At 67.8% G+C, this 14026-nt stretch carries 12 protein-coding genes; 9 read left to right on the forward strand and 3 right to left on the reverse strand.

From position 1 onward, the window contains the following. Nucleotides 1–58 precede the first annotated feature (58 nt). Nucleotides 59–1726: an ATP-dependent helicase gene (locus tag CFB41_RS26250; protein ID WP_089458464.1), complete on the forward strand. Its 1668-nt coding sequence runs from the start codon at nt 59–61 to the stop codon at nt 1724–1726. Nucleotides 1727–1781: 55 nt separating this feature from the next. On the opposite strand, the gene CFB41_RS26255 is transcribed toward CFB41_RS26250, so the two are convergent. Next, entirely contained in the window at nt 1782–3341 is a 1560-nt protein-coding gene (locus tag CFB41_RS26255; protein ID WP_089458465.1) for a methyl-accepting chemotaxis protein, read from the reverse strand. A gap of 230 nt (nt 3342–3571) precedes the next feature. On the opposite strand from CFB41_RS26255, the gene CFB41_RS26260 reads away from it, so the two are divergent. Then, nucleotides 3572–5086 (forward strand): MDR family MFS transporter, encoded by a 1515-nt coding sequence (locus CFB41_RS26260; RefSeq protein ID WP_089458466.1) that lies wholly within the window; start codon nt 3572–3574, stop codon nt 5084–5086. 58 nt (nt 5087–5144) lie between these two features. Here CFB41_RS26260 and CFB41_RS26265 read toward each other — a convergent pair whose 3' ends face one another. Further along, nucleotides 5145–6143 (reverse strand): quinone oxidoreductase, encoded by a 999-nt coding sequence (locus CFB41_RS26265; protein WP_089458467.1) that lies wholly within the window; start codon nt 6141–6143, stop codon nt 5145–5147. A gap of 131 nt (nt 6144–6274) precedes the next feature. On the opposite strand from CFB41_RS26265, the gene CFB41_RS26270 reads away from it, so the two are divergent. The 6 genes from CFB41_RS26270 (at nt 6275) to CFB41_RS26295 (ending at nt 10861) form a co-directional block, all read left to right on the forward strand. Next, nucleotides 6275–7147 (forward strand): LysR family transcriptional regulator, encoded by an 873-nt coding sequence (locus CFB41_RS26270; protein WP_089458468.1) that lies wholly within the window; start codon nt 6275–6277, stop codon nt 7145–7147. Nucleotides 7148–7226: 79 nt separating this feature from the next. Next, on the forward strand, nt 7227–7787 hold the full coding sequence (locus CFB41_RS26275; protein ID WP_089458469.1) for a GNAT family N-acetyltransferase: 561 nt from the start codon (nt 7227–7229) through the stop codon (nt 7785–7787). Nucleotides 7788–7796: 9 nt separating this feature from the next. After that, nucleotides 7797–8636: a MerR family transcriptional regulator gene (locus tag CFB41_RS26280; RefSeq protein ID WP_089442177.1), complete on the forward strand. Its 840-nt coding sequence runs from the start codon at nt 7797–7799 to the stop codon at nt 8634–8636. 123 nt (nt 8637–8759) lie between these two features. After that, nucleotides 8760–9743, forward strand: a complete 984-nt coding sequence (locus CFB41_RS26285; protein WP_089458470.1) for a sulfonate ABC transporter substrate-binding protein — start codon at nt 8760–8762, stop codon at nt 9741–9743. Nucleotides 9744–10156: 413 nt separating this feature from the next. Then, entirely contained in the window at nt 10157–10360 is a 204-nt protein-coding gene (locus CFB41_RS26290) for a cold-shock protein (RefSeq protein ID WP_006485974.1), read from the forward strand. Between the two features lie 276 nt (nt 10361–10636). Then, a complete protein-coding gene (locus CFB41_RS26295; protein ID WP_089427204.1) occupies nt 10637–10861 on the forward strand; it encodes a hypothetical protein in 225 nt (74 codons plus the stop codon). A 311-nt stretch (nt 10862–11172) separates the two neighbouring features. Here CFB41_RS26295 and CFB41_RS26300 read toward each other — a convergent pair whose 3' ends face one another. Next, nucleotides 11173–12606: a CoA transferase gene (locus CFB41_RS26300; protein ID WP_089458471.1), complete on the reverse strand. Its 1434-nt coding sequence runs from the start codon at nt 12604–12606 to the stop codon at nt 11173–11175. A 103-nt stretch (nt 12607–12709) separates the two neighbouring features. On the opposite strand from CFB41_RS26300, the gene CFB41_RS26305 reads away from it, so the two are divergent. After that, nucleotides 12710–14005 carry a citrate synthase family protein gene (locus CFB41_RS26305; protein WP_089458998.1) on the forward strand — a complete coding sequence of 432 codons (1296 nt, stop codon included), beginning with the start codon at nt 12710–12712 and terminating at the stop codon, nt 14003–14005. Nucleotides 14006–14026 lie beyond the last annotated feature (21 nt).

Raw genomic sequence — 14026 nt, forward strand, 5'->3', positions numbered from 1 at the left:
AGCTCAGTACAATAGCCGCACCCGTTCACGCCCACGCCGGCTTCCGCCGCCCGACGCCATGGCCCGCCTCATCCCCGACGACTGGAAAAGCCTCGCCGCGACCGGCGCGGCCGAACGCGAGCGCGAAACGCTCGCCGCGCTCGAACACGCGCTGCCCGACAGCTACACCGTATATCACGGCGTGCACTGGACCCGCGCCGACCAGGCGTTCTCGGTGTTCGGCGAGGCCGCGTTCGTCGTCGTGAGCCCGGCCGGCCGCGTGCTGCTGATCGAGCAGAAGGCCGGCTTCCTGCGCGAAACGCCGAAGGGGCTCGTGAAGGTCTATCTGCAGAAGGAACGCAATGTCCCGATCCAGCTCGCACGCACGCAGGAAACGCTGCATCGGCGCCTGACGGCCGCGCTCGGCGCGGGTGTCTACGGCGTCGAGGCGCTCCTGTACTGCCCCGACTACTCGATCCGCGACGCGTCGATCGCCGGCGTCGCGGCCGACCGCATCGTCGATGCGTCGCGCAAGGCGCAGCTCGCGCAGGTGATCCTGCAGATCCTGCCGGAAGACGACGAACCCTTCTCGAACGCGCCGAAACTGCACCACTTCCTCGCGGACGAGCTCGCGCTCACGCCCGACACGAGCGCGCTCGTCGGGCAGGCCGGCACGCTCGTCACGCGGCTGTCGGGCGGGCTCGCCGCGTGGGCGCGCCAGCTCGAATTCGCGCCGTTCCGGCTGCGCGTCACCGGCACGGCCGGCTCGGGCAAGACGCAGCTCGCCGTGCAGGCGATGCGCGATGCGGTCGCCGCCGGCAAGCGCGTGCTCTACGTGTGCTTCAACCGGCCGCTCGCCGACTACATCGCGCGCATCGCGCCGCCCGGCGCGAAGATCGCGAACTACCACCAGCTGTGCGACTGGGTCGCGCGCGACGGCGGCTACACGCCCGACTTCCAGGTACCCGGCGAGTTCGAACGGCTCGAGGCGCGCTTCGCGGCAACGCCGATTCCCGCGCACTGGCGCTTCGACGTGCTGGTCGTCGACGAAGGACAGGATTTCCATGCGCCGTGGGCGGCCGCCCTGGCGCGCTTGCTGGCGCCGGAAGGCGCATGGTGGTGGCTGGAAGATCCGCTGCAGAACCTGTACATGCGCGAGCCCGTCGCGCTGCCGGGCTGGGTCACGCTGAAGGCGCTCACGAACTACCGCAGCCCGCGCGACCTGCTCGAATTCGTGCGCGACATCGTCAGTCGGGTCGAGCCGCTGGCGGCCGAGCTGCGCTCGGGCAGCCCGTTCGACGGTTCGGATCCGTCGGTGTCGTCGTACGGGGAAGAAGGCGCGTCGGCAGACGCACTGGCCGACGCCTGCATCGACGCGACCAAGCGGGCGATCACGCACGCGCTGTCGCTCGGCTTCCGCAAGCAGGACATCGCGGTGCTGTCGTATCGCGGCCGCGAAGGCTCGGTGCTCGCGCCGCTCGACCAGCTCGGCCCGCACCGGCTCAAGAGCTTTACCGGCAAGTACGACCTGTTCGGCAACCCGGAGTATCGCGAAGGCGACGTGCTGCTCGATTCGATCTACCGCTTCAAGGGCCAGTCGGCGCCGTGCGTGATCCTCACCGAGGTCGACTTCGACACGCTCGACGCGCGTGCCGCGCGCAAGCTGTTCGTCGGCGCAACGCGGGCGACGATGAAGCTGCTGATCGTCGCGTCGTCGCGCGCGGCCGCGCAACTCTCGGCCGTGTGATGTAACGGGCGGACGGACGGCGGGCCAGCGCCCGCCCGTCGCCGGCCGCCGTCGATCAGGCGACGCGGAACGCGCCGACCGCGCGGCGCAGCCCGTCGGCCTGCTCTTCCAGCGACGCGGCCGCGGCCGCGGCCTGCTCGACGAGCGCCGCGTTCTGCTGCGACACCTGGTCCATCTGCGACACCGCGCGGTTCACCTGCTCGATCCCGTCGCGCTGCTCGTTCGACGCAGCCGCGATCTCGGTCATGATGCCCGTCACGCGGCCGATCGCCTGCTGGATGTCCTGCATCGTCGCGCCGGCCGTGCCGACGAGCCGCGAGCCGGTCGCGACGCGTTCCACCGATTCGCCGATCAGCGTGCGGATTTCCTTCGCTGCCGACGCCGAGCGTTGCGCAAGCGTGCGCACCTCGCCCGCGACCACCGCGAAACCGCGGCCCTGCTCGCCGGCGCGCGCGGCTTCGACCGCCGCATTCAGCGCGAGGATGTTGGTCTGGAACGCGATGCCCTCGATCGTCCCGATGATGTCGGCGACCTTCTGCGAGCTCTGGTCGATCTCGTTCATCGTGCCGATCACTTCGCCGACCACCGTCGCGCCGCGCGTGGCGATCTCGCTCGCGGTATCCGCGCAGGCCTGCGCCTGCATCGCATTGTCCGCGTTCTGCTTCACGGTCGCGGTGAGCTGTTCCATGCTCGCGGCCGTTTCCTGCAGCGCGGACGCCTGTTCCTCGGTGCGCTGCGACAGGTCGGTGTTGCCGGCCGCGATCTGGTGCGTCGCCGTCGAGATCGCTTCGGAACCCTGGCTGACCTGGCGGACCGTATCCGCGAGGCTGCGCTGCATGCCGGTCACGCCCTTGACCAGTTCGGCCATCTCGTCACGCGACGACCAGCGCACTTCCGACGTCAGGTCGCCTTCCGACAGGCGGCGGAAATGCGACAGCAGCCGGTTCACCGGCTGGGTGATCGCGCAATGCAGGCCGATCGCGCAGCCGAGGCACGCGGCCAGGCCGAACGCGATACCGGCGATCGCGCCCGCGCGCATCCAGCCGTAATAAGTCTGCGCGGTGTCGTACACGTCCTTGCCGCGTGCGACCTGGTACGCGTCGAGCGCATCGGTCGCCTGCGTGAGCGCGACCGACAGCGGCGGCGCAACCGACATCAGCAGCCGGTCGGCCTCGTCGCGACGGCCGTCGCGGACCGCGTCGATCATCGGCTTCAGCGCCTGCCCGATCAGCGCCTGGCGCACGGCGTCGAGGCGGCTCGCGAGCGGGCCTTCGTCGCCGTCGTGCGGCATCGACGCGTAGCCGCGCCAGGCGGTGTCGGCCTTCGCGAGATAGCTCTCGGCCTTCTTGACGAGATCGGGCACTTCCGGCGCTTCCGGATGCAGCATCGCGCGGTCGAGCGTCGTGCGCACGATCGTCAGGTTCAGGCTGGCCGCCGACAGCGCGGTCTTCGCCGCCAGTTGCTGCGTATAAGCCTCGTCGAGCGCGCGGTTCGAGCTCTGCATGCCGGCGAGGCCGATCAGCCCCGATACGACGAGCAGCGCGGCAACGAGGCCGAGCGTGGAGAAAATCCGCGTACGGATCGAGAAACGGGAAAACAGGGCGTTCAGGTTCATGACGGGACGTGAGCGGTGAAAAGTGCCGCGGCAATCGGTCCGCAGCACTCTGTATTACGGTTTGCCTGCAAAAAACTTGAGTCCGTCCCCGCTTTCCCGTGATCCTGGTCAATTTTCCGGGCCGGCAATCTCCTGTTACGGTTGCAACACATCGAGGCTGGGCAGAAATTGACTAGTCAACTATCAGTCGCTATAGTTCGACACAATTCCCTGCCCTGGCAGATATCTCGATGACAACCCACACCCTCCTCACTCCGCCGGCCGCCGAAACGGCCCGCCGCGACGCGCCGACCGGGCTGATCGTCGCCGCGCTGCTGCTCGTCATGCTGCTGTCCGCACTCGACCAGACGATCGTGTCGACCGCGCTGCCGACGATCGTCGGCGAGCTCGGCGGGCTCGACCAGTTGTCGTGGGTCGTCACCGCGTACCTGCTCTCCTCCACCGTCGTGCTGCCGCTGTACGGCAAGCTCGGCGACCTGTACGGCCGCAAGATCGTGCTGCAGGCCGCGATCGTGCTGTTCCTCGCGGGCTCCGCGCTGTGCGGCGTCGCGCAGGACATGACGCAGCTGATCGTGCTGCGTGCGCTGCAGGGGCTGGGGGGCGGCGGCCTGATGGTCGTCACGATGGCCGCGATCGGCGATCTGGTGCCGCCCGATCGCCGCGCGCGCTACCAGGGGATGTTCGGCGGCGTGTACGGCCTCGCGACGATCATCGGCCCGCTGCTCGGCGGCTTCCTGGTCGAGCACCTGTCGTGGCGGTGGATCTTCACGATCAACCTGCCGCTCGGCTTTCTCGCGCTCGCGGTGATCGGCGTCGCGTTCCGGCCGCACACCGCGCACGTGAAGCACCGGATCGACTACATGGGCGCCGGGTTCCTCGCCACCGCCCTCACCTGCGTGATCCTGTTCACGAGCGAAGGCGGCTCGCTGCTGCCGTGGACGTCGCCGCAACTGTGGATGACGCTCGTGCTCGGCGTCGTCGCGATCGGCGGCTTCATCTATGAAGAGCGGCTCGCGGCCGAGCCGATCATGCCGCTCGAGCTGTTCCGCCATCGCACCTTCGTGCTGGTCAGCCTGATCGGCTTCGTCGTCGGCATCGCGCTGTTCGGCTCGGTCACGTTCATCCCGCTCTACCTGCAGGTCGTGAAAGGCTCGACGCCGTCGCAGGCCGGGATGCAGCTGCTGCCGATGATGGGCGGGATGCTCGTGACGTCGATCGTCAGCGGCCGGCTGATCTCACGGCTCGGCTCGTACCGGATGTTCCCGATCCTCGGCACGCTGACCGGCGCCATCGCGATGGCGCTGCTGTCGACGCTGACGCTCGATACGCCGCTGCACACGATGTACGCGTACATGGCGCTGCTCGGGATCGGCCTCGGCATGGTGATGCCCGTGCTCACGCTCGCCGTGCAGAACACGGTCGAATTCCGGCACATGGGCGTCGCGACGTCGGGCGCGACGCTATTCCGCTCGATCGGCGGTTCGCTCGGGGTCGCGGCGTTCGGCGCGCTGTTCTCGCACGGGCTGCAGTCGCGGGTGATGGCGGCGCTGCCGGCCGGCTCGGAGCTGCCGCCCGCGCTCGGCCCGGCCGCCGTCCACCAGTTGCCGGATGCCGTGCGCGACGCGTACCTGCACGCGTTCGCCGGTTCGCTGCATGTCGTGTATCTGGCCGCGGCGACGGTCATCGCGATCGCCTTCGTGCTTGCGTGGTTCGTCGAGGATGCGCCGCTGCGCAAGCACCACTGAGCCTCCCGTGGATCGCGACGCAAGCGCTGAGCCGCCTCGCGATCCCCATCCCCCGCCATCACGGCACCAGCACGACCCCACCCGTCGTCGCACGCGACTCCAGCAACCGGTGCGCATCGGCCGCCTGTTCCAGCGGCAGCCGTGCGCCGATCTCCACATGCATGCCGCCCGCGAGCCGTTCGAGCGTCGCGCGCGCAGCCGCCCGATATCCGTCGACGTCACGCGCGATGAAGCCCAGCACGCTCGGCCGTGCCAGCGCGATCGACCGCGCCGGCCCCAGTTCGTCGAGATCGAACGTCTGCCGCGCACCGATCGCGGCCACTTGCCCGATGCTCGCGACCATCCCGAACGGACGAACCGCGCCGAGCGTGCGCGTCAGCACGTCGCCGCCGATCCCGTCGATCGCGTAATCGACCCCTGTACCGCCGCCGAACGCGCGGGCCGCCGCGACGAAATCCTCCTCCCGGTAATCGACGACCGCGTCGGCACCGTGCGTGCGAACAAGCGCGGCTTTCGAGGCCGACCCGACCGTGCCGATCACCCGCGCGCCGAGCGCACGCGCCCATTGCGTCGCCAGCAGCCCGACGCCGCCGGCCGCCGCATGCACGAGCACCGTGTCGCCGGCGCCGACCTGGCGCACGCGATGCAGCAGCATGTAAACGGTGATCCCCTTCAGCAGCCCGGCCGCGACGGCTTCGTCGCTCAAGCCGTCGGGAATCGGCAGCACACGCCCGGCCGGCATCGTACGCAGGCTCGCATAGCTGCCGGTCGGCATGCCCGCATACGCGACGCGCTGGCCGGGAACGAGATCCGTCACGCCCGGCCCGACCGCATCGATCACGCCGGCCGCTTCGACACCGAGCGCATCCGGCAGCGCCGGCAACGCGTGCGCGCCCGACCTGAAATAGATGTCGACGAAATTCACGCCGATCGCGGTCTGGCGAATCCGTACTTCGCCGGCACCGGGCGGCGCGACGGGCGCATCGACGCGGCGCAGTACGCCGGCGTCGCCGTAACGGTCGATCCCGATCCGGATGGCGGTGGCAGTCTGGGTCATGACGTTCCTCGTAATCGAATGAAGTGACACGATCATCCCATCGTGCATAATCGAACGGAATTCCCGCCAATCGCCCATCTACTGTGCAAAATTCGACCGATCTAGATCCCGGTTCCGCGTCCGCGCTGCCGATGAGCTGGGACGACATCCGTTATTTCCTCGCGGTGATGCGGGGCGGCAGCCTGTCGGCCGCCGCGCGGGCGCTGCAGGTTCAGCACTCGACGGTCGCCCGGCGCATCGACGCGCTGGAATCCGCGCTCGGCATCCGGCTGTTCGACCGGCTACCGCGCGGCTGGCCGCCGACCGACGAAGGGCTGCACCTCGCCGAGCACGCGGCACGCATCGAAACCGACGCACACGCGTTCGCGCGCGCCGCCCAGGGCGCGGCGGCGCTCGACGGCGTGGTGCGCGTATCGGCGTCGCCGGTGTTCGCCAGCCACTTCCTCGCGCCGCGGCTCGCCCGCGCGCAGCGCGCATGGCCGGCGCTGCGGATCGACCTGCTGGGCGAGATGCACGCGGCGAACCTGTACGCGCGCGAAGCCGATCTCGCGGTGCGGCTGTCGCGGCCGACGGAGCCGGGGCTCGCCGCGCGCCGGCTCGGCACGATGCGCTTCGCGCTGTGCGCGTCGCCGGAGTGGGCCGATGCACCGCCCGGCACCTGGCCGTTCGTCGGCTACGACGACGCGCTCGCGCAAACGCCGCAGCATCAGTGGCTCGCCCGCTTCGCGGCCGGTCGCCGTTTCGCGTTCGTCACCAACGACCTGGCCGCGCAGCATCGCGCGTGCGCGGCCGGCGCCGGCGTCGCGCTGCTGCCGCGGTTTCTCGTCGACGATCCGGCCGCGCGTGCGGGCGCGCCGCTCGTCGAGCTGACGGCTGCGCCACGCTGCGACATCGAGCGCGAGATCTGGCTCGTGGTCCACCCGGACGTGCGCCGGTCGCCGCGCGTGCAGCGCGTCGCCGACGCGATCGCCGAAGCCGTTCACGCGGCGGATGGACGGCTGTAGGCGACCGCCGCCGAACAAGGCTTTGCCATGCGCGCCAGCGACCGGCATAGTGGCGCTTTGCATTCACCGGACTGCCGCCATGCCTACCACCCCCGCCTGTGTCGTTCGCGACGCAACCGACGCCGACCTCGATGCGATCCGCGCGATCTATGCGCACCACGTGCACCACAGCGTCGCGTCGTTCGAGGAAACGCCGCCCGATGTCGCCGAACTGCGCGCGCGCCGTGACGCGGTGCTACGCGACGGGCTGCCGTATCTCGTCGCCGAATGCGACGGCCGCGTGGCCGGCTACGCGTACGCGACGCCGTATCGCACCCGCCGTGCGTACCGCTTCACGATCGAGGACTCGATCTACATCGACGAGGCGCAGCGCGGGCGCGGAATCGGCCGCGCACTGCTCGCCGCGCTGATCGAACGCTGCGAGGCCGGCCCGTGGCGGCAGATGATCGCGGTGATCGCCGACGGCGGTACCGGCGGCTCGACGTCGCTGCATCGCGCGTTCGGTTTCGAGCCGGCCGGCGTGCTGAAGGCGGTCGGTTTCAAGCACGGCCGCTGGATCGATACGGCGCTGCTGCAGCGCCCGCTCGGCGACGGCGCGCGCACGCTCCCCGCCTCGCCGGAGCCTCCCACGTCGCGCTAGAATGGCCGCATGTCAAAACAGACTCATTCCACTCCCGACGAGGCGGCGCCGGACGCCCGCAACGAGTACACGGTCGACGAACTTGCACGCGTGTCCGACACGACCGTGCGCAACGTCCGCGCGTACCAGGATCGCGGTTTGCTCGCGCCGCCGGAAAAGCGCGGCCGCGTCGGCATCTACGACGACACGCACGTCGCACGCCTGAAGCTGATCAACCATCTGCTCGCGCGCGGCTACACGCTGTCGAACATCCAGGACCTGATCAAGGCGATCGACGAAGGCCACGACCTGCGCTCGATCCTCGGTCTCGAAAACGCGATCGGCGGCCGCTGGTCGCACGAACTGCCGAAGACCTATTCGCTTGCCGCGCTCGCGCAGATGTTCGGCCCGCAGGCCACCACGCAGCTGTCGCGCGTGACCGAACTCGGCCTGCTCGAACGGCGCGGCCTGTCGTTCGTCGCCAAGAGCCCCGCGCTGCTCGAAGCGGCCGCCGCGATGACGAAGGAAGGCATTCCGCCGCGCGAGCTGCTCGACGTGATCAGCCTCGCACGGCCGCATTTCGACGCGATCGCGCGACTGCTCGTCGATCTCGTCGTGAAGCGGCTCGACCGCTACGACGCGGGCACGCTGCCGCCCGCCACCGACGTGCCCGAACTGGTCGACGCGATCTGGCGCCTGCGCCCGCTCGCGGCCGTGTTCGTCGAAGGCGAGACGAACCGCGCACTGGAGACCGCGGCAAGCGCGTATCTCGGCGGCCGCGTCGCGACGATCCTCGACAAGAAGCTCAGCGACGAGGCCGCGCGGCAGTCCGGCACACCTTCACCGGAACACGGCAGCGACGAAGCATAGGCGCGCCGCCGTCATATTGATATCGACAATGCTTGGTTTGCGGGCGTGATCGCCCATGCGACGATTCTTCCAACTGAGCGGCACCGCCGCTCGCCCGAAGACGTTTTGCATGGAGTCCGTTCGATGATTCGTTTCACCCGCTGGATCGCCCGCACCGCCGCCGTCACCACGCTCGTCGCGCTGTCCGCCGCGTCGGCGTTCGCGCAAGGCAGCGCCGACAAGGTCGTGCGCATCGGCTACCAGAAGGCCGGCCTGCTGTCGGTCATCAAGGCGCAAGGTTCGCTCGAAGCACGGCTCAAGCCGCTCGGCTATGGCGTGCAGTGGTTCGAATTCCCGGCCGGCCCGCAACTGCTCGAAGCGCTGAACGCGAACAGCATCGACTTCGGCTACACGGGCGCGCCGCCGCCCGTGTTCGCCCAGGCGGCTGGCGTGCACTTCGTCTATGTCGGCGCGGAACCGCCGGCGCCGCACAACGAAGCCGTGCTCGTGAAGGCCGATTCGCCGATCCGTTCGGTCGCCGGCCTGCGCGGCAAGAAGATCGCACTGCAGAAGGGCTCCAGCGCGAACTACCTGCTGCTCGAAGCGTTGAAGCAGGCCGGCGTGCGCTACGACGAAATCCGCCCCGTGTATCTTCCGCCCGCCGACGCGCGCGCCGCATTCGAGAGCGGTAACGTCGATGCGTGGGTCGTCTGGGATCCGTACTATGCAGCCGCGCAAAACACGCTGAAGGTGCGTACGCTGTCCGACTACACGGGCCTCACTGCAACCAACAACTTCTACGAAGCCACGCGGGACTTCGCGCAGCAGCATCCCGACGTGGTCGGCGCGATCCTGAAGCAGGCACGCGAAACGGGCCAGTGGGTCAACGCGCATCCGGCCGACACGGCCGCGCTGATCGCACCGAAGGTCGGCCTGCCGCAACCGCTCGTCGAGACGTGGCTCAAGCGTGTCCCGTTCGGCGCGGTGCCGATCGACGAAAAGATCGTCGCGACCCAGCAAGGCGTCGCCGATGCGTTTTATGCGGCGAAGCTGATTCCGCAGAAGCTGAACGTGGCCGACAACGCATGGGTCGACCAAGGCGCGCAGCGTGCGCTCGCGGCGAAGTAGCGGGAACGTCGCGCGCAACTTGTCGATGGCCGCCGGGCATACGGCTCGGCGGCCTTTCTTGTTCTTGTCGAATGTTCGGGAAACGCGGGACGCACTGTCGGCGTTCGCGCCAGCGCGCGAGTCTCGCGTGTGCGTTTATCTTGGACGCCCCTGCAGGCCAAGCCGCGCCGCACGCTCAGCCAGACAGGGCCACATCGCTTCATCCGCAATACGGGCCGCGAAGTGAAACAGTTACAAGTTAATGATTGACGCCACCGCTGCCCAGCGGTTAATGTCCCGGTCGAAGTTCAAGAAGTCCGATTGCTGTTCATCAATTGATCGCTCCTCAGCGGTATTCGTTGTCCTCTCCCTCCTTGACGCTTCCAGCGCTCTATTCAGAGCAAATCTTCATATTTTTTTCTCAAGGAATCTTCATGGATACCGGTATCGTCAAGTGGTTCAACGACAGCAAAGGCTTTGGCTTCATCACGCCCGACAACGGCGGCGACGACCTCTTCGCTCACTTCTCCGAAATTCGCGCCGACGGCTTCAAGACGCTGGCTGAAAACCAGAAAGTGAGCTTCGAAACGAAGCAAGGCCCGAAGGGTCTGCAAGCGGCCAACATCAAGCCGCTGTAAAGTTTGAAGGACCCGGCGCCCCCTATCGGGCGCCGGGTTGCAGCGACATCCTCGCGGAGCCTGGTCTCCCAAAGTTGGCGCGATTGCTCTTGGCTGCATCGGTTCATTGAGCAGCTCGCCGCGCGCCACACGCCTCGTTGCACTTCATTCCCCCTCTGGCTGCCAAGCCCTTTTTCGCTTTACGACTGCGTCAGATTCGGCTCGCAATGGCTTTGAATCGGCATATCCGTGCACATCCGCACGGCACGCGCGCACTCGAACATGATTAAAATTAAAATGCATAACGAACAAATTCATCAATACAACGGCTATGCCGTCCAACCCTCGGCGCATCGTTTGCCCGACGGTAGTTTTTCGTCCAACCTGCTGCTTGAACGCGCCGGCAGCCCTCGCACCGAAGGCCGCTACCAGTTCTATTCGCTCGATTACTTCACGAGCGAGGAGCAGGCGTTGCAGCATTCGGCCCGCTGGGCACGCAACTGGGTCGACACGCGCGGTTAAACACAACGCCCGGCCCTCGATTCAGCGACGCGCAACGCGCCGGCGGTCTTCGCCGGCCGACTGGTTTCACTAGCCTGCCCCCTCTCCGCCGAACGCGTTCCGTCCATCAGGCACATCCTGGTCGGCGGCCAGGGCGCGGCGGGGGCGCATCGGGAAACATGCCGCCGATCACTTCGGCCACGTGTTCCATCACGTTCGCGCTGTCCGATGATGACGACGCGCGCATTGCGCTGAGCAAAATGCATCGCCGTGGCCAGGTCGATTCCCGTCCCGTCGCCACTCACCGACACCAGCCGACTCATCGCATCGCGTCACAGATCGTCGTTCGACGGCAACCATTCGGGCTCGTATGCACCCAGCGCGCGCGCCGGATAAAGCCATCGGAGCGGCGCATCGTCGATCCGCACGGGCGGAAGGAGCCGGGATGCCGGCCCCCATGACGTCGATTCAACGTGTTCCGCATGATCACGCTGATCATCGGCAACCAGTTCGACCACCTCGCTCATCGGCTCCGACCGCAACTTCAACTCGGCCGCCGTGCGCGCCAGCGAAGCGCGCACCTCGGTACCGACACCCTCCTTCATTCGCATCGTCAGCCCGCGTATCGCGGCGGTCGCCATCAGGTAACCCGTCGCATGGTCGATCGCCTGAACGGGCAAGTTCACCGGCTCATCACGGCCCATCACGCGCATAGCCGCCTCGGCGATTCCCGTGCTCATTTGAATGAGGCTGTCGAAGCCGCGCCGGTAACGCCATTCACCACTCCAGCCATAAGCGTCGAGCGACACGTCGATGAGCGCGGGATTCAGTTCGCGCCGATGCGCGGCATCGAGCCCGAGGCGCGCGAGTGCATCGGCCCGGTAACCGTGCACGACGATATCCGCGCTGCCGAGCAACCGCTTGAGCGTATCGAGATCCGCGGCATCCTTCAGGTTCAGCCGCGCACACCGCTTGCCGAGGACGACTTCGGGCACCGTGCCCGGCTCTTCCCAGCCGTACGGATCGATGCGCAGCACGTCGGCGCCCAGGCCCGCAAGAAACCGTGTCGCCACGGGGCCGGCGAGAATGCGCGTCAGGTCGAGCACGCGAATGCCGCGCAACGGCCGGTTTTTCGAAGGCCGCCAGTCGTGCGCGACGGCATCAGTCGCGGCACGGGCATGCAGCAACGGCTCGGTTGCGACTGCGTTGCCCTGCGGATGCCCGGCCCACTCCTGCGCCGAGTACATTGCCGCGGCACAACCGCCGCGCTCGACGATCGCCGCTTCGAGCGCGGCGGCATCCCAGCGATTCACCGCTTGCGCGACCGACTGCGCATCGGCGGCGCAGCCGAGCACCGACAACGCGGCCAGCCGATGATGCGGCGCGTTCGTGTGCAACCGGATCCAGCGATCGCGTGCCCGATAGTTGCCGGCCACCGGATCCCATTGCGGCGGCATCGACCAGCCTTGCGGACGCAGCGACGTGCCGAACCATAGCGACGCCATGCGCCGGTCGACCCGAACCGCCGGCAACGTCCCGGTCGACGCATGCAGCAATTCGGCAACGGACGTTCCTGCCGCACCGATCGCCGCCGTGGCCAGGTCGGTTACGCGAAATGCCGAAACCAGTTCGCCCGACCCGCTGAAGCTGCACGACTCGAGAAAAGCCTGAGACCCACCCGCTGCTAGCCAGAACGCCTCTAGATGAGGCGACACCCGCTCGTCATCGGCTGCGGCCCGGTCCCTCGACATTTGATCGACACCCATGTTCGCCTCGCATGAATTCGGTGAGGCAAAGATCGTCCCGCTCGCATTTGCTGTCAACGTTGATTATCCTGATCAACCTGTCGAACGATTCCCCCTGCGCACGATGTCGAACTACCTGAATTCGACCGCAGCCGCGGCAAGGCTCGGTGTCTCGCGGCAAACCCTCTACGCGTACGTCAGCCGCGGCCTGCTTCGCGCGGAACCGGGCAACAACCACCGTGAAAGCCGCTACCTCGCGGCCGATGTCGAGCGCCTCGCGGATCAACGCGCACGCGGCCGCAAGCCGAAGGAAGTGGCGAAGGCCGCGTTGAACTGGGGGTCGCCCGTGCTCGAATCGAGCATCACGTTGATCGATGGCGGCCGGCTTTTCTATCGCGGCGTGGATGCACTCGATCTCGCTGCCCGCGCGAGTCTCGAGGAAGTCGCGGCGCTGCTGTGGCGATGCGACGAGCAGACCGCTTTCGGCCGTCACGTCCCCACGGCGCCATCAGTACTGCGAACGCTCTTCAGGCACTACGCCGGTCAACGCACCGAGCAAGCACTGCTGCCGCTCTTCACCGTTGCAAGCGAGGACGCGCCCACGGCGATCTGGCATCAGTCGGCCGATCGTCAGGCGCAGGGCTGCGGCGATCTCGTGCGGATTCTGGCGGCGTGCCTGCTGCGCACCCGGATCGATACCGCCCCGATCCACGCGCAATGCGCGCGAGCATGGGGCGTCGGGCCGGCGGGCGCCGAGCTGATCAGGATGGCGCTCGTGCTGTGCGCGGATCACGAACTGAACGCGTCGAGCTTCACGGGGCGGTGCATCGCGTCGACGAACGCGAGCTTGCGCGCCGTCGTGGTCGGCGGCCTGGCCGGCTTGTCGGGCGAGCGGCACGGCGCCACCACCGCGCGTGGCGAAGCACTGTGGGACGAACTGGGCAAAAGGGACGTCGAGCAAAAAATGGGCGCGCGTCTCGCCCGGGGAGACGGCTTGCCGGGCTTCGGACATGCGCTCTATCCCGATGGCGACGTGCGCGCGACGTATCTGTTGTCGCGGATCCTGCCGCGACATCCTCAGTGGAAAAGGATGATCGATACCGGGAGCGCGCTCGTCGGCCAGAAGCCCTCGCTGGATCTCGCGCTGGTGGCGTTACGCAGACATTTGCGGCTTCCCGTCGGCGCGGCATTCGGCCTGTTCGCGCTCGGCCGCTCGATCGGCTGGATCGCGCACGGGCTGGAGCAGCGCGAGCAATCCGATCTCATCCGGCCGCGTGCGGTTTATACGGGGGCCTGGCCAGATGACGCCGGCGCCGGGGCGGATCACGCTCGTTCTCGCGGACGGTCGGGAAAACAGCAAACAACGCAACCGGCAGCGCCGAAAGACGACATGCTTGCGGCTTTTTTCAGGCGCAAATAGGTTTTTGCTTGATGAAATCGC

The sequence above is a fragment of the Burkholderia sp. AU33803 genome, assembly GCF_002223095.1.
In the GTDB taxonomy this organism is placed as follows: domain Bacteria; phylum Pseudomonadota; class Gammaproteobacteria; order Burkholderiales; family Burkholderiaceae; genus Burkholderia.

Excerpts from the sequence above, each read along its gene's own strand:
- CFB41_RS26280 (WP_089442177.1), top strand. The coding sequence starts at position 7,797 with ATGTCAAAACAGACTCATTCCACTCCCGACGAGGCGGCGCCGGACGCC.
- CFB41_RS26285 (WP_089458470.1), top strand. The coding sequence starts at position 8,760 with ATGATTCGTTTCACCCGCTGGATCGCCCGCACCGCCGCCGTCACCACG.
- CFB41_RS26290 (WP_006485974.1), top strand. The coding sequence starts at position 10,157 with ATGGATACCGGTATCGTCAAGTGGTTCAACGACAGCAAAGGCTTTGGC.
- CFB41_RS26300 (WP_089458471.1), bottom strand. The coding sequence starts at position 12,606 with ATGGGTGTCGATCAAATGTCGAGGGACCGGGCCGCAGCCGATGACGAG.
- CFB41_RS26305 (WP_089458998.1), top strand. The coding sequence starts at position 12,710 with ATGTCGAACTACCTGAATTCGACCGCAGCCGCGGCAAGGCTCGGTGTC.
- CFB41_RS26270 (WP_089458468.1), top strand. The coding sequence starts at position 6,275 with ATGAGCTGGGACGACATCCGTTATTTCCTCGCGGTGATGCGGGGCGGC.
- CFB41_RS26260 (WP_089458466.1), top strand. The coding sequence starts at position 3,572 with ATGACAACCCACACCCTCCTCACTCCGCCGGCCGCCGAAACGGCCCGC.
- CFB41_RS26275 (WP_089458469.1), top strand. The coding sequence starts at position 7,227 with ATGCCTACCACCCCCGCCTGTGTCGTTCGCGACGCAACCGACGCCGAC.
- CFB41_RS26250 (WP_089458464.1), top strand. The coding sequence starts at position 59 with ATGGCCCGCCTCATCCCCGACGACTGGAAAAGCCTCGCCGCGACCGGC.
- CFB41_RS26255 (WP_089458465.1), bottom strand. The coding sequence starts at position 3,341 with ATGAACCTGAACGCCCTGTTTTCCCGTTTCTCGATCCGTACGCGGATT.
- CFB41_RS26295 (WP_089427204.1), top strand. The coding sequence starts at position 10,637 with ATGCATAACGAACAAATTCATCAATACAACGGCTATGCCGTCCAACCC.
- CFB41_RS26265 (WP_089458467.1), bottom strand. The coding sequence starts at position 6,143 with ATGACCCAGACTGCCACCGCCATCCGGATCGGGATCGACCGTTACGGC.